This window comes from uncultured Luteimonas sp., assembly GCF_947492465.1.
In the GTDB taxonomy this organism is placed as follows: Bacteria; Pseudomonadota; Gammaproteobacteria; order Xanthomonadales; family Xanthomonadaceae; genus Luteimonas.
In genome coordinates, this window is record NZ_CANLNF010000001.1 from 568,271 (window position 1) to 585,439 (window position 17,169).

Genomic DNA, 17,169 nt, shown 5'->3' on the forward strand with positions numbered 1-17,169 from the left:
GCGACGCGGGGTGGACGCGGGGTGGGCAGGCCGCTTCGCGCAGCGGATCGGTTCGCAAGCGCGTCACCCCGCGCTCTGGTCGGAGCCGGTGTTCACAGTGCAACCGCCGCTTCGCGCAGGCCTTGCGGTGCGCGTCGATCCGCTGCAGGTGGTGTTTCAGTCTGCCGCGATCTCGAGCTGGAGCCCGAGCGAGGCGATGTCCGCGGGTTCGCTTTCGAGGTCGGCGCGCAGCAGCGGCCGCATCTCCAGCCAGCGGCGATCCATCCGCAGGATGAGCCTGGATCCGGCCACCTCCAGGTCCAGGCGCGGGATCTCGTCGGCATCGCGCGCGCGGTGCAGCAGGGCGGAAATCCGCAGCAGCGCCGCGCTGCGCCGCGCCGAGTCGAGCAGGCGGTCGGGCAGCGCATCGAAGGCGGACTTGGGTACGCGGCGCCGGTGGGTGCGCACCAGCGCGCCGAGGAACTGCTGCTCCTGGCGGGAGAAGCCGGCGATGTCGGAATGCTCGATGACGTAGGCGCCGTGCACCTGGTACTGGCTGTGCGCGATGACCAGGCCCACCTCGTGCAGCCGTGCTGCCCAGGCCAGCATCAGCAGGTCGTCCGAATCGAGTTTCCAGGCGGGGGCGGCCTGTTCGAACAGGCGGATCGCCGTGGTTTCCACGCGCGCGGCCTGGGCCACGTCGATGCCGTAGCGCTGGGTGAGGGCGAGGATCGAGGCCTCGCGCGGGTCGTGTTCGCCGCCGCGGCCCAGCATGTCGTACAGCACGCCTTCGCGCATGGCGGCCTTGCTCACCGCCATGCGGGTCAGCCCAAGCGCGGCGAAGGCCGCTTCCAGGACCACGATGCCGCCGGCGATGATCGGTCGCCGGTCGGCCGACAGGCCGGGCAGGTCGATGTCGTCGATGTGGCCGGCCTGCAGCAGCCGGTCGCGCACCTGCGGCAGTGCCTCGGCGGTGACGGCACCCTTGGTCAGCTTCATCGCGGCGCAGATCTCGCCGATCGCCTTGTTGGTGCCGGACGCCCCGATCGCCTCGTTCCAGCCCAGCGCGCGATAGGTGTTGGCGAACTGCTGGAACTCGGCGCCGACTTCGATCACCGCTTCGCGCCACTTCTTCTTCGACAGCTTGCCGTTGCCGAAGAAGCGGCGTGTTGTCGCGATGCAGCCGACCTGCAGGCTTTCGCGTTCGACCGCCTGGAAGCCGCGGCCGATGATGCATTCGGTCGAACCGCCGCCGATGTCGACCACCAGGCGCAGGCTGCCGGGGCGGGGCCGCTGCGCGTGGGCGACGCCAAGGTAGATCAGGCGCGCCTCCTCGCGGCCGGAGATCACTTCGATGCCGTGGCCGAGCGCGGTCTCGGCCGGGACCAGGAACGATTGCGGCGCGGCCAGCAGGCGCACGGTGTTGGTCGCCAGCGCGCGCACGCGCTGCGGCGGGATTTCGCGGATCCGCTGTCCGAAGCGTGCCAGGCAGGTCAGCGCGCGCTGGCGCACTTCCGCCGACAACGCGCCCTTGCCGTCCAGGCCTTCGGCCAGGCGCACGGTCTCGCGCAGCCGGTCGACGATGCGCAGCTGGCCCAGCGTGTAGGTGGCCACCACCATGTGGAAGCTGTTGGACCCCAGGTCGATCGCGGCCAGCATGTCGCCGTCGCGCAGTGGCGAGGTCAGCGTTCCGGCACGGGCAAGCGCATCCATCATCCGCAGAGTCTGGCCAGCAGGAAGGTTTGCGCCGAATGCGGCAGGGAATCCTCGTCCGGCGCAAGCTTGCGGTAAACGCCGTCCTCGTGCAATTCCCAGGCGTTGAGGTTGTCGGCCAGGTAGTTGTCGAGGGCCTCTTCCTTGACCCGTGCGGCGAGCACTGGATCGAGAATGGGGAAACAGGTCTCCACCCGCCGCAAAAGATTGCGCTCGAGCCAGTCGGCGCTGGAGCACAGCAGGTCGGGCTGGCCGTCGTTGCCGAACCAGTAGACGCGATGGTGTTCGAGAAAGCGGCCGACGATCGAGCGCACGCGGATGTTCTCGGACACCCCGGGGACGCCGGGTCGCAGCGAGCAGGCGCCGCGCACGATCAGGTCGATCGACACGCCCGCCTGCGAGGCCGCGTACAGCGCGCGCATCACCTGCGGCTCGTTGAGCGCGTTCATCTTGGCGATGATCCGCGCCGGGCGGCCGGCGCGCGCATGCGCGGCCTCGCGCTCGATGCGTTCGAGGATGCCCGCGTGCAGCGTGAATGGCGACTGCAGCAGGCGCTTGAGCGAGATCGCCGGCGCCAGGCCGGACAGCTGCTGGAAGATCAGGTGCACGTCGTTGCCGATGTCCGGATCGGCGCTGATCAGGCCGATGTCGGTGTACACGCGGGCCGTGCCGGAATGGTAGTTGCCGGTGCCCAGGTGCACGTAGCGGCGCAGCTTGCGGCCTTCGCGCCTCACCACCAGCAGCATCTTGGCGTGGGTCTTGAAGCCGACCACGCCGTACACCACCTGCACGCCGGCCTCCTGCAGCCGGTCGGCCAGGCCGAGGTTGGCTTCCTCGTCGAAGCGCGCGCGCAGCTCGACCACCACGGTCACGTCCTTGCCGTTGCGCGCGGCCTGGACCAGGTGCTCGACGATCGGCGAGTCGGCCCCGGTGCGGTACAGCGTCTGCTTGATCGCCAGGACGTTGGGGTCCTCGGCCGCCTGCTTGATCAGTTCCAGGACCGGGGAGAACGCATCGAAGGGGTGGTGCAGCAGCACGTCGCCGGTGGCGAGCAGGTCGAACATCGCGTCGCCGTGCTTGAGCGCGCGCGGCTGGAACGGCGGGAACTTCAGGTCCGGCCGCTGCACCAGGTCGTAGACCTGGATCACCCGGTTGAGGTTGACCGGACCGTCGATGCGGTAGACCGCGTTCTCGGGCAGCTCGAAGTTGCGCAGCAGGGTGCGCACGATCGACTGCGGGCAGTTGGCGGCGATCTCCAGCCGCATCGCGCGCAGGTAGCCGCGCCCGCGCAGCTCGTCGCGCAGCGCCAGGGCCAGGTTCTCGACCTCGTCCTCGTCGACGATGAGCTCGGAGTTGCGGGTGACGCGGAACTGGTAGGCGCCCTTGACCTCCATGCCCGGGAACAGTTCGTGCACGAATTCCGACAGCACCGCCGACAGGAACACGAAGTCGTTCTCGCCGCCGGACGCCTTCTCCGGCAGCTGGATGATGCGGGGCAAAGAGCGCGGGGCGCGGACGATGGCGAGGTTGCCGACGCGTCCGAACGCGTCCCGGCCTTTCAGCACCACCACGATGTTGAGCGACTTGTTGAGGATCTTCGGGAACGGATGCGCCGGATCCAGGCCCAGCGGAGAGAGCACCGGCATGATCTCGTCGCGGAAGTATGCGCGCAGCCAGCGGGTCTGGCGCGCGCTCCACTGGCCGCGGCCGATCACGCGCACGCCGTTGTCGGTCAGCGCCGGGCGCAGCACCTCGTTCCAGCACCGGTACTGGGCATCGACCAGTTCGGCGGCACGATCGTGGATGCGCTTGAGCACCGTCGCCGGCGCCAGGCCGTCGGGCGGCGTGGGCACCGTGCCGAAATCCTGGGCGTGGCGCACGGTGGCCGCGCGGATCTCGAAGAACTCGTCGAGGTTGGTGCAGGAGATGCACAGGTAGCGCAGCCGCTCCAGCAGCGGCACGGACTCGTCCAGCGCCTGGGCCAGCACGCGGAAGTTGAAGTCCAGCTGCGACAGCTCGCGGTTGAAGTACAGCGAGGGTTCGTACAGCGGATCGGGGGTCGTCGCGTCCGGCGGCGGCAGCGGCGCGGCTGGAGCGGTCTTGCGTGGCTTGCGCGGCGTCGCCGCCTTGCCGGATCGGTTCACGGAACAGCTCCAGGACAGTCGCCGTCGCGCGGCAGGATGCGGTCGGCGCCGAAATGACAGGAAAACACGCTGCCGCGCCCGACCTCGCTGGCGATCTCCAGCCGCGCCTGGTGCAGGTTGAGCACGTGCTTGACGATGGCCAGGCCCAGGCCGGTGCCGCCCGATTCGCGCGAGCGGCTGGTCGAAACGCGGTAGAAGCGCTCGGTCAGGCGCGGCAGGTGCGCCGGCGGGATGCCGTAGCCGCTGTCGCGCACCGACAGCACCGCGCCGTCGCCGTCGCGGGCGAAATCGATCGCGATGGTGCCGCCGGCCGGGGTGTAGCGCACCGCGTTGCTCACCAGGTTGGAGAACGCGCTGTGCAACTCGCGGGTGGAGCCGTCCAGGTCGACGCCGGCGCTGTCCTCGATGGTCACCAGGTGGCGCCCCTGGCTCAGCGCCATGGCCTCGCGGCGCAGCGTGCCCAGCATCGAGGACATGGCCACCGGCTCGCTTTCCACGCCGTCCTGGGCTTCGAGCCGCGACAGCGTGAGCAGGTCTTCCACCAGCTGCGTCATGCGCTGCGACTGCACCTGCATCTCGCCCAGCATCGGCGCCCATTCGGGGTGCTCCTCGGCATCGAGCATGTCGAGGTAGCCATGCACCACGGTCAGCGGCGTGCGCAGTTCATGGGAGACGTTGGCGACGAAATCGCGGCGCATCTGCTCGAGCCGCATCATCTTGGTCACGTCGCGCGCGACCACCAGCCACAGGTCGTCCGAATACGGGATCAGGCGCAGGGTCAGGCGGATCTCGGGCGCCACCGGCGAGGGCGCGTCGAGCAGCGGTTCGGCATTGCGGCCTGCCGCGAGCCAGTGCGAGATCCGCAGCGGCTGCAGCCGGTCGCCCAGCGGCTGGCCGACGTCGGCCGGGTAGCGCAGCCCGAGCAGGCGCGTGGCGGCGTCGTTGAACCACTGCACGCGCTGGCTGTTGCGTTCCACCACCACCACCGCATCGGGCAGCGCCGCGGCGACCGCGCGATAGGCGCGCAGCATCGCGATCAGGCGGCGCTTGCGCGCGCGCATGCCGTCCTGGTTGGCGCGCAGCTGGCGTTCGAGTTCGTTCCACACGCCGTTGCCGAACACCTCCGGCTGGCGCTGCCGCGCGCCGAGCCGGGCGAGCAGGCGGCGCAGGCGCCAGTAGTGCCACGCCAGCACGCACAGCGCGCCAATCGCGAGCGCCAGTCCGGTCTGGCCCAGCAGCAGTCCGACCACGAGCGCGGCCGCCAGCACCAGGCCGAGCTGGCACAGGGTGCGGATCCACGCGGAACGGGCGCTGGGCGGCATGGGAATCAAGTGGCGGGACGGGCGGATTCGGGTGGGTGGCGTGGAGGCGGGCGCTGGCCCGGGTCAGACCGGGCCGGTGTGGCGGCCCGTCCCCCGCGGCATCACGACCAGGGGCAGGCTGTCGTCGACCATGCCCGTCCGCGCCGCGCGGGACAAGCCCGCCGGGCCCGGCCGCGGCTGTCCCGGCCGGGACGGCCTGCTCACACCGCGGCCGAGAAGCGGTAGCCGGCGCCGCGCACCGTCTGCACCATGCCGTCGAAGCCGGACGGCTCCAGGGTCTTGCGCAGGCGCCGGATGTGCACGTCGACCGTCCGCTCCTCGACATAGACGCTGCCACCCCAGACGTGGTCGAGCAGCTGGGTGCGGCTGTAGACGCGCTCGGGATGGGTCATGAAGAAGTGCAGCAGCCGGTATTCGGTTGGCCCGATGCTGACCGGCTGGTCGTTGGCGAACACGCGGTGCGCGGCGCCGTCGATGCGCAGTCCGCCGACGCTGACGCTGCCGTCCTCGTCGTCCTCGCGCGAGCGGCGCATCACCGCGCGGATCCGCGCCAGCAGTTCGCGCGCCGAGAACGGCTTGACCACGTAGTCGTCGACGCCGGCCTCCAGCCCGCCGACGCGATCGTTCTCCTCGCCGCGGGCGGTGAGCATGATGATCGGCACGTCGCGGGTCAGGGTGTCCTTGCGCCAGCGCCGGGCCAGCTCCAGGCCGCTGGTGCCGGGCAGCATCCAGTCGAGCAGGATCAGGTCCGGCACCCGGTCGGCGATGGCCGATTGCGCCTCGCGCGCGTCGCCGGCGTGGGCCGGCTCGAAATCGCCCTTGCGCAGGGCGAAGGCGACCATTTCGCGGATCGCGGGTTCATCGTCGACGATCAGGATGCGTTTCTGCACGTCCGGTCCTGCCAGGCCAGCCACTGTGGCCGATGCGGGGCATTAGACGACAGTTTTGTGACGCAATGATGACCGCGTACGGCCGCGCCGCAGCACGCGATCAGTGGCGGCGCAGGTCCGGATCGCGCAGGCCCTGGCGGCGCAGTTCCAGCACCACCGGCGTGATCCGGGCGATGCGCGCGTCGATCCGCGCCCGTGCGTAGTAGTCCAGGTCCTCGCGCTTGCGGAGCGTGGTCAGCTGGACCAGCGCCTGCTCCTCGCGGCCGCTGAGGAAGGCCGCCTCGGCCCAGGATTCGCCGGCCCGGACCGGATCGCCGGCGATCTCGCTGGCGCGGGCGAAGGTGCGCTGGAAAGCCGGGTCGTCGCTGCTGGAGTTGAGCAGCGGACGCAGGACCTCCTGGGCCCGGCGCCCTGCCTCGGGCGTGTTGCGCGCCACCAGGACGTCGGCGTAAGTCAGCGCCACCGCCGGGTTGCGCGGCATGCGCTCCAGCAGCCCCTCGAAGCGCCGGTCGGCGGCGGCCGCGCGACCGGCATGGGCCTCGGCTTCGGCCAGCGCCAGGGTGATCCACAGGTCGCCCGGATGGCGGTCCAGCAGCCCGGCCAGGCCGGCCACCGCCTGTTCGCCGCGGCCGGCGCGCAGCTGCGCCACGGCCAGACCGTAGCGCTGCGCATCGTCGAGCGGCGCGGCGCGGGCGATCAGTTCGTACTCGCGCATGGCGGCGTCCGGGGTGTTGGCCGACAGCACCCGCAGGCGCTCGCGCGCCCAGCCGAACTCACGGCTCTCGCCGCTCTCCAGGCCCGCCAGCAGGGTGAGGGTCGAGGGCAGCAGCGGGTTGTCGCTCACGCGCAGGCTGTCGGGCACGGTGGCGCCGTCGATCCGCACCCGTTGCGTGCGCGTGGCGTCGGGCGTGGACACCGAGCCGGTCACGGTGCTCCCGCCCAGCCGCGAGGCGCGGTCCTTGGCCTCGCTGATTCTCGTGGTGGTGACCGGGTGGGTCTTGAGGTAGTCCGGCAGGCGTTCGCGCTCGCCGCCCTGGTTGGTCCGCGAGACCGCCTGCATGCGCTCGAACATGCTGGCCATCGCCTCGGGTTCGTAACCGCCGCGGGCCAGGGTGCGGATGCCGATGCGGTCGGCTTCCGATTCGTTGGAGCGGGTGTAGTTGATCTGGCGCTGCGCCGCCAGGCCCTGGGCGCTGGCGATCGCCGCCATGGCCGCGTCGTCTGAGGAATTGCCGCCGGCAGACTGCGCGATCGCGATCGCGCCGAGCATGGCGAGCAGGATCGGAATGCTGTCGCGCTGGGCGCGCTCGACGCTGCGCAGTACGTGCGCCTGGGTGACGTGGGCGATCTCGTGCCCGAGCACCGCGGCCACCTCGTCTTCCTGTTCGGCCGCCAGCACCAGGCCCGCGTTCATGCCGATGTAGCCGCCCAGCGTGGCGAAGGCGTTGATGCTCCGGTCCTTCATCATGAAGAAGGTGAAGCGCTGCTCGGGATCGTCGCTGACCGCCGCCAGGCGATTGCCGGTGGACTGCAGCCAGGCCTCGGTGAGCGGATCCTCGAGCACGTAGCCGTAGTGGCGCAGCTGCGCGAGCATCATCCGGCCATATTCGGCCTGCTGCACCGGACCGAGCACGCTGCCGGCCGAAGAGCCGATGTCGGGCAGGCGGTTTTCCTGCGCGTGCGCGCCGGCGGCCGCCACCAGGACCAGCAGGGCGGTGGTCAGCAGCGTGCGGAGGCGGGAGTAGCTGGGGCGCATGGCGGTCCGGAGCGGGCGGGGCGAGCGGGCGTCGCCCGCGGCAAGCATGCCGGTGCCACGCGCGCAAGGAGTGAATCCGATGTTAATCGTTTGCAGCGTTCCGCCGGCGGAGGTGGAAATGCGCGGCGGCGGGATCCACCATTCGACCCATCTCCGCGAAACAGGTTCCCGCCATGGCTGACGATTCCGCCCCGGCGACGGCGCAGCCGCCGATCATCATGTACACCAGTGCGATCTGCGGCTACTGCGTGGCCGCCAAGAATTTCCTGCGCAGCCGCGGGCTGGAGTGGCAGGAGGTGCGGATCGACCTGGATCCGGTGGAGCGCGAACGCATGGTGGCGCGCACGCGGCGGACCTCGGTGCCGCAGATCTTCATCGGCGACGTCCATGTGGGCGGCTACGACGACATGATGGCGCTGCACCGCGCCGGCCGGCTCGAGGCGCTGCTCGGCGCCTGAGCAGGCGCCTGCGGCACGTCTTGCCGGTGCCCGCATGCCGCGTCCCGCGCATGGCGCCGGGCGGCGTGCGGCATGTGGTGGCGAGACACTTCCTTCCAGCACGACAAACCAGGAACAGGGCAGATGAGCGAGTCAGACCGGGTCGGCGAATTCACCGCGTTCCGCCAGCGCATGAACGAACGCATCCTGGCCGAACCCAACCAGGTGGTCCGGCGCTTCTTCGCGCTGGATACCCAGACCTACCAGGCCGGCGCGCTGGACGTGAAGACCAAGGAGCTGCTGGGCCTGGTCGCTTCGCTGGTGCTGCGCTGCGACGACTGCATCAGCTACCACGTCGCCCAATGCCACGAGGCGGGGGCGAGCCGGGAGGAGCTGTTCGAGACCTTCTCCGTCGGGCTGGTGGTCGGCGGCAGCATCGTCATTCCGCACCTGCGCAGGGCGGTGGATTTCCTCGACCGGCTCGAGCAGGGCGGGGCGGACGCGCCCACGGCGCACGACCACGCGCCGGCTTGAGACGGCCGATCCGGCCCGCGCGACTTTGGTCGAGTTGGGGGCGGGGCCGGCTTTCGGGCATAATTTCAGATTGAACCAATTTCCACGCTGCGCCTTCCGCGCGGCGTCTTTCGCATGGACATCCCCCACATGACCCAGACAATCACGGTCATCCGCGGCGACGGCATCGGCCCGGAGATCATGGACGCCACCCTGCACGTGCTCGACGCGATGGACGTCGGCCTGCGCTACGAGGAGGCCGACGCCGGCCTGGTGGCGCTCGAGAAGCACGGCGAGCTGCTGCCGCAGGCGACCATGGACTCGATCCGTCGCAACCGCATCGCGCTCAAGAGCCCGTTGACCACGCCGGTGGGCGAGGGCTTCTCCTCGATCAACGTCGAGCTGCGCAAGCGCTTCGACCTGTATGCCAACGTGCGCCCGGCCAAGTCGTTCCCGAACACCAAGTCGCGCTTCCCCACGGGCGTGGACCTGATCACGGTGCGGGAGAACACCGAGGGCGCCTACATCGGCGAGGGCCAGTCGATCACCGAGGACGGCGAAACCGCGACGCTGATGCAGAAGATCACCCGCAAGGGCTCCGAGCGCATCGTCCGTTACGCCTTCGAGCTGGCGCAGAACACCGGCCGCAAGAAGATCACCGTGGTGCACAAGGCCAACATCCTCAAGACCACCTCGGGCCTGTTCCTGAAGGTGGCGCGCGAGGTGGCGGCGCAGTACCCGCAGATCGAATGCAACGAGATGATCGTCGACAACACCTGCATGCAGCTGGTGATGCGGCCGGAGCAGTTCGACATCATCGTGACCACCAACCTGTTCGGAGACATCATCTCCGACCTGTGCGCCGGCCTGGTCGGTGGCCTCGGCCTGGCGCCGGGCGCCAACATCGGCAAGGACGCTGCCATCTTCGAGGCCGTGCACGGCACCGCGCCCGACATCGCCGGCCAGGGCAAGGCCAATCCCTGCGCGCTGCTGCTGGGCGCGGCGCAGATGCTCGACCATCTCGGCAAGCCCGATGATGCGGCCCGCCTGCGCAAGGCCGTGGTCGCCACGCTGGAAGCGCAGGACAACCTGACCCCGGACCTGGGCGGCAGCGGCAACACCATGTCGTTCGCCAGGGCGATCGCCAGCCGGATCTGATCGGCTGTTGCGGGGCTGCGGGTGAAGGGAACGGGACGCCGATGCGTCCCGTTTTTCTTTGTCCGGCCCTGACCCAAGGCCTGAGGTCCGCACGGGCCCGGCCCGATGGCGGGGGCGCGGAGCCCGCGATATGCGTTGGCTGGGCGGCAGGCCGGTCGCGCCGTCGCCCTGTCCGGCACTTGGGGGCGAGTCGTGGGCGCGGTTGCAGGCCGGCGAGTCGCGAGGCCGGATTCAGCGTTCGGCCCGCGGGCCTGACGAACCCGGCCAAAGACCGCACAATCGTCGTTTTCCCACCGGCTGCCGCGATGACGACCCGCCCCAGCGCGCTTGCGCTGACCCCGTTGCTGCTGTTCCTGGCGATCTTTTTCGGCGCGGGCCTGTACTACTCGATCCAGGGCGAGCCGATGGGCTTCTACCAGCTGCGCGCCCCGGTCGCGATCCTGCCGGCGCTGGCGCTCGGCGCGCTGGTCGCGTGGCGACGCGGACTGCCTCCGGGCGCGACGCTGCTGCAGGGGATGGGCGACCCCAACATCGTCCTGATGTGCCTGATCTTCCTGCTCGCCGGCGCCTTCGCCTATGTGTCCAAGGCGATCGGTGCGGTCGATGCGGTGGTGTCGCTGGGCATCGGCGCGCTGCATCCGGCGCTGCTGCTGCCGGGCATGTTCCTGGTCGCCGGCGCGGTGTCGCTGGCGATCGGCACCTCGATGGGCACGATTGCCGCGGTCGTGCCGATCGCGATCGGGGTGGCCGACGCATCGGGCCTGGACCGGGTGCTGGTGACCGGGGCGGTCGTGGGCGGCGCGATGTTCGGCGACAACCTGTCGGTGATTTCCGACACCACCATCGCCGCCACCCGGACCCAGGGCGCGCAGATGCGCGACAAGTTCCGCGAGAACTTCCGGATCGCGCTGCCGGCGGCGCTGGCAACGATGGCGCTGCTGGGCTTTGCCGGCGAGCCGGCGCCGGTGCAGGCGGAGGTCCTGGCGCCGGCGTGGCTCGCGCTGCCCTATGTGCTGGTGCTGGCGCTGGCGCTGGCGGGGCTGGACGTGCTGCTCGTCCTGTCGCTGGGCCTGGCGGTGGCCGGCGCCTTCGGCCTGGTGCTGGTCGAGGACTACGACCTGCCGCAGTACGCCGGCGACATCTGGACCGGCTTCGAGGGCATGGTCGAGATCCTGCTGCTGTCGCTGCTGATCGGCGGCCTGGCCGGACTGATGAAGGCGAGCGGCGGCCTGGCCTGGCTGGCGCAGGCGATCTCGCGCTTCGCCCGCGGCCATCGGGGGCGGCGGACGGGCGAATTCAGCATCGCGGCGCTGGCGACCACGGCCGACGTGTTCACCGCCAACAACACGGTCGCGATCCTGGTCGGCGGCAGCGTCGCGCGCGATATCGCGCAGCAGCACGGCATCAGCCCGCGCCGCGCCGCCAGCGTGCTCGACATCTTCGCCTGCGTGCCGCAGGGGCTGCTGCCCTACGGGGCCCAGCTGCTGCTCGCCGCATCGCTGGCGGCGGTGTCTCCGTTCGCCCTCGCCGCCAGCGTCTGGTACTGCTGGCTGCTGGCGCTGGCGGCCATCGGCTTCATGGCGTGGCCGCGGCGGCCCGACCCGGCGGCCGCGCATCCGACCGGGACCGGCGCGCCGCCAGCGCCGCCGCCGCGCCAGGCATGAAAAAGGCGCCCGCGGGCGCCTTTCCCGATGCGATTGCAGCCGCGCTTCAGTCGCGCGACTGCAGTTTGGCCAGCAGGCGCAGGAACTCGATGTACAGCCACACCAGGGTGACCATCAGTCCGAACGCGCCATACCACTCCATGTACTTCGGCGCGCCCTGCTCGACGCCGCTCTCGATGAAGTCGAAGTCCAGCACCAGGTTCAGCGCCGCGATCACGATCACGAACAGGCTGAAGCCGATGCCGACGATGCCGCTCTCGTGGATCATCGGGATGTCCTTGCCGAACATCCGCAGCACGATGGTGGCCAGGTAGACCAGCGCGATGCCGCCGGTGGCGGCGACCACGCCGAGCTTGAAGTTCTCGGTCGCCCGGATCAGGCCGGTGCGATAGGCGAACAGCAGCGCGAACAGGGTGCCGAAGGTCAGCATCACCGCCTGCATCACGATGCCTTCGTACATGTGGTTGTACAGCGCCGAGATGGCGCCGAGGAAGAAGCCTTCCACCAGCGCGTACAGCGGCGCGGTGACCGGCGACCACTCCTTCTTGAAGGCGGTGACCAGGGCGATCACCAGGCCGCCGATCGCGCCGCCCCAGACGTAGACGCCGAAGCCGGGTGCCGGCGTGCCGTCGGCGCCGAGCGCCTGGTTCCAGGCGAACGCGGCGGTCAGCACCGTGAGCAGCAGCAGGAAGCCGGTCTTGTTGACCGTGCCGTTGAGGCTCATCGTGTCGCCGTCGCGGGACACCACCGCGCCGCTGCCGAGGTCGAGGAAAGTCGATTCTTTGAGTACGGGATTGCCGCTGCGCATGGGTGCGTGTCCGCTGTCTGGAGCCGGCGTTCAGGATACACGGACCGGGCGCGGCGCCGCTGCGTGGTTTGACACTGGCAGGCGCGCTCCGGACAATGTCCGGCTCCTCCGGGCCAGCCCGGCGGAGATCGGTTCGACCGCCCGTCACCGGCCGGGGTATAGCGCAGTCTGGTAGCGCGCCTGCTTTGGGAGCAGGATGTCGGGGGTTCGAATCCCTCTACCCCGACCATCCGTCCTGTCCGGGACAGCTATCATGCGCACAGGCGCCCGTAGCTCAACCGGATAGAGCACCGGCCTTCTAAGCCGGTGGTTGCAGGTTCGAGTCCTGCCGGGCGCGCCACGCAGGACCTGGTCAGGCGAGGGCGGGGAAGGATCGATGCAGGACAGGCGGGGCGGGGGAGGCAGTGAGGGTCGCAGCCTTGTCCGCATCGCGACGGGGAATCCGGGTCGAGCTCGGGTATCCTGTGCAGGTTCCAGTTCCAGTGGTGGCTGTAGCTCAGTTGGTTAGAGTCCTGGATTGTGATTCCAGATGTCGGGGGTTCGAGTCCCCTCAGCCACCCCACTTCAGTTTCATTGCGGCAAGACCATTGCCGTACGGCGCGCATCTGGTACACTGCGCGCCCGCTTTTCGGGGCCGTTAGCTCAGTTGGTAGAGCAGCTGACTCTTAATCAGTAGGTCCAAGGTTCGAATCCTTGACGGCCCACCATTCGACGGATCGCCCGGCTTCGGCCGGGCGTTTTCGTTTGGCGAAGGCGCCGGGCGGGTAAGCTGCGCCCAGCGCGAAAGTGGCGGAATTGGTAGACGCCCTGGATTTAGGTTCCAGTGCCGCAAGGCGTGGGGGTTCGAGTCCCCCCTTTCGCACCAACCCTCGCAAGAGCATCGGCTGCAACGTCAGTTCGCGAGCGTTGGGGAGGGCAGGGCGTTCAGCCTCCGCCAGGCGTTGGCATCGTCGCCCCAAGCGGTCCCGGCAGGACGTCACGTCTGTCCCTCGGTAACGCACCAACCGGATCGAACTCTCGGTCTCCCCGCCCGGAGCGAAAGCGTGAGTCCCCCACGCCCATCCCGTTCCCATCCCCGCCACTGGCGGCCAACCCCCGATTCCGCCAAAATATCCCGTTCCGCCGGCCGTCGCCGGCCTGCCCAGGCAGGTCCGACGCCCCCGGCCCCCATCCGATCCAAACAGCGGCGGCGATGGCCGCGCGGCAGGAGTGAGTCAATGCAAGTGTCGGTCGAAACCCTGGGCAGCCTCGAGCGCCGCCTGACGTTCCGTCTGCCGTCGGAACGGCTGGAAAGCCAGGTCGGTGGTCGCCTGCGCGAAATCGCGCGCACCGCCAGGATCAAGGGCTTCCGCCCGGGCAAGGTGCCGGCGAAAGTGATCGAGCAGCGCTATGGCGAGCAGGTCCGCGCCGAGGTGCTCGACGGCCTGCTGCGCGAGGGCTTCGACGAGGCCGTGCGCAGCAACGAGCTGCGCCTGGCCGGCCAGCCGAAGATCGAACCCAGCCGGGAGACCGCCGAGGGCGAACTGGCCTACGTCGCCACCTTCGAAGTGGTGCCGGACTTCGGCGAGATCGACGTCTCGACGCTGAGCGTCGTGCGCCACACCGCGGAGGTGACCGAAGAGGACATCGACCGCATGATCGAGAACCTGCGCCAGCAGCGCCGCAGCTGGAGCGTGGTCACGCGTCCGGTGCAGGCCGGCGACGCGGTCGAGGTCGAGACCTGGTCGCAGGCGGGCGACGAGCGCCTGCCGGCCGAGGGCGTGGAGCGCGGCGTGACCGTGATCGGCTCCGGCGGCATGTTCAAGGACGTCGAGGATGCGCTGGTCGGCATGGCGGCGGGCGAGGAGAAGACGGTCGAGGTGACGTTCCCGGCCGACTGGCGCGTACCGTCGCAGGCCGGCAAGTCGGCGAGCGTCCACCTCAAGGCGGTGCAGGTTTCCGAACAGCAGCTGCCCGAGGCCGATGCGGCCTTCATCAAGAGCTTCGGCGTGAAGAGCGGACAGCTCGAGCAGTTCCGCGGCGACATCCGCACCAACCTGGAGCGCGAGCTCAAGGGCGCGCTGATGAACCGCCTGCGTCGCGAGGTCGGCGAGCAGCTGGTCGCGGCCTATGCGCAGGTCGAACTGCCGCCGCGGTTGGTCGAGGCCGAAGCGCGCTCGATGCTGGCGCAGCAGGTCGAGCAGGTCCGCCGCAGCGGCCGCGATCCGGGCCAGGTGCCGGCAGATGCGCACGAAGGGTTCATGGACGCCGCGCGCAAGCGCGTGCTGGTCGGCCTGCTGGTCGGCGAGGTGGCGCGCCGCAATACGCTGCGCCTGGATCCCAAGCGCCTGAACGAGCACCTGCGCCTGATCGCCTCCACCTACGAAGAACCGCAGCAGGTCATTGACTTGTACCGCAACGACCCCCAGTTGATGTCGGGACTGCAGAACCGCGTGATGGAAGAGCAGGTGATCGACTGGATCGCCGAGCGCGCCCAGCACACCGAACAGCAGCTTTCGTTCCAGGAAGCCATCACGCCCTGAGCCGGGTTCCGCCGGCCTCCGCGGCCAGGCGAAACTCCCGGGCCGGCGCCCCGCGCCGGTCCACTTCACCGCAAGCGAGAACCGATCCATGAGCAGCTACGAGACCAAGGCACTGAACCTCGTCCCGATGGTGGTCGAACAGACCAGCCGCGGCGAGCGCGCCTACGACATCTACTCGCGGCTGCTGAAGGAGCGGGTGATCTTCCTGGTCGGCGGCATCGACGACTACATGGCGAACGTGATCGTCGCCCAGTTGCTGTTCCTCGAGGCCGAAAACCCCGAGAAGGACATCAACCTGTACATCAATTCGCCCGGCGGCATCGTGACCGCCGGCATGGCGATCTATGACACCATGCAGTTCATCAAGCCCGACGTGAGCACGATCTGCGTCGGCCAGGCCGCCAGCATGGGCGCCCTGCTGCTGGCCTCCGGCGCGGCGGGCAAGCGCTATGCGCTGCCCAATTCGCGGGTGATGATCCACCAGCCGCTGGGCGGCTTCCAGGGCCAGGCCACGGACATCGACATCCACGCCCGCGAGATCCTGTCGATGAAGCAGCGCCTGAACGAGATCCTGGCGCGCCATACCGGCCAGTCGATCGAGACCATCGCCAGCGACACCGAGCGCGACAACTTCAAGAGCGCGGAGGCCGCCCGCGAGTACGGGCTGGTCGACCAGGTGCTCGAGCGGCGTCCGGAAGAGTCGATCCAGCCCGCTTAACTCGTTGATAGAAAACGGAAATGGCATTCCGGTGGCGCGCGCATTGCGCCGCCGGGCGCTGTGCTATTCTCGCCCCGTGACCGCATCAGCAAGACAGATCCATTCATGACCGAAGACCGTCAGGGCCGTACCGGCGACAGCAACAAGATCCTCTACTGCTCCTTCTGCGGAAAGAGCCAGCATGAGGTGCGGAAGCTGATCGCGGGCCCGAGCGTGTACATCTGCGACGAATGCGTCGAGCTGTGCAACGACATCATCCGCGAAGAGCTCGAGGAAAAGGCCCAGTCGGCGCGCAGCTCGCTGCCCAAGCCGAAGGAAATCCTCGAGGTCCTGGACCAGTACGTGATCGGCCAGAACCGGGCCAAGCGCACGCTGGCCGTCGCCGTGTACAACCACTACAAGCGCATCGAGAGCCGCAGCAAGAACGACGAGGTCGAACTGGCCAAGTCCAACATCCTGCTGGTCGGGCCGACCGGCTCGGGCAAGACGCTGCTGGCCGAGACGCTGGCGCGCCTGCTCAACGTGCCGTTCACGATCGCCGACGCCACCACGCTGACCGAAGCCGGCTACGTGGGCGAGGACGTCGAGAACATCATCCAGAAGCTCCTGCAGAAGTGCGACTACGACGTCGAGAAGGCGCAGCAGGGCATCGTCTACATCGACGAGATCGACAAGATCTCGCGCAAGTCCGAGAACCCGTCGATCACCCGCGACGTCTCCGGCGAGGGCGTGCAGCAGGCGCTGCTCAAGCTGATCGAAGGCACCACCGCCAGCGTGCCGCCGCAGGGCGGGCGCAAGCATCCGCAGCAGGAATTCCTGCAGGTGGAGACGAAGAACATCCTGTTCATCGTCGGTGGCGCGTTCGCCGGTCTGGACAAGATCATCCAGCAGCGCAGTACCGAGGCCGGCGGCATCGGTTTCGGCGCCAAGCTCAAGAGCAGCGAACGCAAGACCGACACCGGCAAGGTACTGGCCGACGTCGAGCCCGAGGACCTGATCAAGTTCGGCCTGATCCCCGAGTTCGTCGGCCGCCTGCCGGTGGTCGCGACCCTCGAGGAACTGGACGAGGCGGCGCTGATCAAGATCCTCACCGAACCCAAGAACGCGATCAGCAAGCAGTTCCGCAAGCTGTTCGAGATGGAAGGGGTAGAGCTGGAGTTCCGCCAGGACGCGCTCAGCGCGATCGCGAAGAAGGCGATCAAGCGCAAGACCGGCGCCCGCGGCCTGCGCACCATCGTCGAGTCGGTGCTGCTCGACACCATGTACGAGCTGCCGTCGCTGGAGAACGTGAGCAAGGTGGTGGTCGACGAGTCGGTGATCGAGCACAAGTCCGAGCCTTACCTGATCTACCAGACCCCGCCGGCCGCGCCCAAGGTGGCCTCCGCCGAGTAAGCGTCCCGCCCGGCCAGGCCGGGCGGACCACCGCGACGCGGGCCGGCCGCGTCTGGGTTGCTTCCGGCGCAGCCGGGCAGTCGCGGCGAAAACTGCGCGGGGGCCGCGGCGTTCCGCGCCTGGACCCGCCCTCGCTCCTGACGCACCGCCGCA

At 69.4% G+C, this 17,169-nt stretch carries 13 protein-coding genes and 5 tRNA genes; 12 read left to right on the plus strand and 6 right to left on the minus strand.

All coding sequences use genetic code 11. From position 1 onward, the window contains the following. Positions 1 to 156: 156 nt before the first annotated feature. From ppx to Q0863_RS02600, 5 genes are all read right to left on the minus strand, one after another. On the minus strand, positions 157 to 1,692 hold the full coding sequence (ppx, locus tag Q0863_RS02580; RefSeq protein WP_298574753.1) for an exopolyphosphatase: 1,536 nt from the start codon (positions 1,690 to 1,692) through the stop codon (positions 157 to 159). Then, a complete protein-coding gene (ppk1, locus tag Q0863_RS02585) occupies positions 1,692 to 3,773 on the minus strand; it encodes a polyphosphate kinase 1 (RefSeq protein WP_298575861.1) in 2,082 nt (693 codons plus the stop codon). The genes ppx and ppk1 overlap by 1 nt, the downstream gene beginning before the upstream one ends. A 59-nt stretch (positions 3,774 to 3,832) precedes the next feature. Next, a complete protein-coding gene (phoR, locus tag Q0863_RS02590; RefSeq protein WP_298574755.1) occupies positions 3,833 to 5,158 on the minus strand; it encodes a phosphate regulon sensor histidine kinase PhoR in 1,326 nt (441 codons plus the stop codon). 200 nt (positions 5,159 to 5,358) lie between these two features. Continuing rightward, positions 5,359 to 6,048, minus strand: a complete 690-nt coding sequence (gene phoB, locus Q0863_RS02595) for a phosphate regulon transcriptional regulator PhoB (RefSeq protein ID WP_298574757.1) — start codon at positions 6,046 to 6,048, stop codon at positions 5,359 to 5,361. Positions 6,049 to 6,148: 100 nt separating this feature from the next. Next, positions 6,149 to 7,804, minus strand: coding sequence for a M48 family metalloprotease (locus Q0863_RS02600; protein WP_298574759.1), 1,656 nt, complete (start codon positions 7,802 to 7,804; stop codon positions 6,149 to 6,151). A 173-nt stretch (positions 7,805 to 7,977) separates the two neighbouring features. Between Q0863_RS02600 and grxC the strand changes: the two genes are divergently transcribed. The 4 genes from grxC (at position 7,978) to Q0863_RS02620 (ending at position 11,576) form a co-directional block, all read left to right on the plus strand. Next, positions 7,978 to 8,262: a glutaredoxin 3 gene (grxC, locus tag Q0863_RS02605; RefSeq protein WP_298574761.1), complete on the plus strand. Its 285-nt coding sequence runs from the start codon at positions 7,978 to 7,980 to the stop codon at positions 8,260 to 8,262. Positions 8,263 to 8,385: 123 nt separating this feature from the next. Further along, positions 8,386 to 8,775 carry a carboxymuconolactone decarboxylase family protein gene (locus Q0863_RS02610; protein ID WP_298574763.1) on the plus strand — a complete coding sequence of 130 codons (390 nt, stop codon included), beginning with the start codon at positions 8,386 to 8,388 and terminating at the stop codon, positions 8,773 to 8,775. Positions 8,776 to 8,904: 129 nt separating this feature from the next. Then, positions 8,905 to 9,912, plus strand: a complete 1,008-nt coding sequence (locus Q0863_RS02615; protein ID WP_298574765.1) for an isocitrate dehydrogenase — start codon at positions 8,905 to 8,907, stop codon at positions 9,910 to 9,912. A 305-nt stretch (positions 9,913 to 10,217) separates the two neighbouring features. Beyond that, a complete protein-coding gene (locus Q0863_RS02620; RefSeq protein WP_298574767.1) occupies positions 10,218 to 11,576 on the plus strand; it encodes a Na+/H+ antiporter NhaC family protein in 1,359 nt (452 codons plus the stop codon). A 46-nt stretch (positions 11,577 to 11,622) separates the two neighbouring features. Here Q0863_RS02620 and Q0863_RS02625 read toward each other — a convergent pair whose 3' ends face one another. Further along, entirely contained in the window at positions 11,623 to 12,384 is a 762-nt protein-coding gene (locus Q0863_RS02625; protein WP_298574769.1) for a Bax inhibitor-1/YccA family protein, read from the minus strand. A gap of 152 nt (positions 12,385 to 12,536) precedes the next feature. Here Q0863_RS02625 and Q0863_RS02630 point away from each other — a divergent pair. From Q0863_RS02630 to clpX, 8 genes are all read left to right on the plus strand, one after another. Next, positions 12,537 to 12,613, plus strand: a tRNA-Pro gene (locus Q0863_RS02630). Positions 12,614 to 12,647: 34 nt separating this feature from the next. Continuing rightward, positions 12,648 to 12,724, plus strand: a tRNA-Arg gene (locus Q0863_RS02635). 145 nt (positions 12,725 to 12,869) lie between these two features. Further along, positions 12,870 to 12,946: transfer RNA gene (locus Q0863_RS02640), tRNA-His, on the plus strand. Between the two features lie 69 nt (positions 12,947 to 13,015). After that, a tRNA-Lys gene (locus tag Q0863_RS02645) sits at positions 13,016 to 13,091 on the plus strand. Positions 13,092 to 13,164: 73 nt separating this feature from the next. Next, positions 13,165 to 13,249 (plus strand) — tRNA-Leu (locus Q0863_RS02650). A 352-nt stretch (positions 13,250 to 13,601) separates the two neighbouring features. Then, on the plus strand, positions 13,602 to 14,906 hold the full coding sequence (tig, locus tag Q0863_RS02655) for a trigger factor (protein WP_298574771.1): 1,305 nt from the start codon (positions 13,602 to 13,604) through the stop codon (positions 14,904 to 14,906). 88 nt (positions 14,907 to 14,994) lie between these two features. Continuing rightward, entirely contained in the window at positions 14,995 to 15,624 is a 630-nt protein-coding gene (clpP, locus tag Q0863_RS02660; RefSeq protein WP_298574773.1) for an ATP-dependent Clp endopeptidase proteolytic subunit ClpP, read from the plus strand. 105 nt (positions 15,625 to 15,729) lie between these two features. Continuing rightward, complete coding sequence (gene clpX, locus Q0863_RS02665; RefSeq protein WP_298574775.1) at positions 15,730 to 17,016, plus strand: ATP-dependent Clp protease ATP-binding subunit ClpX; 1,287 nt, start codon at positions 15,730 to 15,732, stop codon at positions 17,014 to 17,016. Positions 17,017 to 17,169 lie beyond the last annotated feature (153 nt).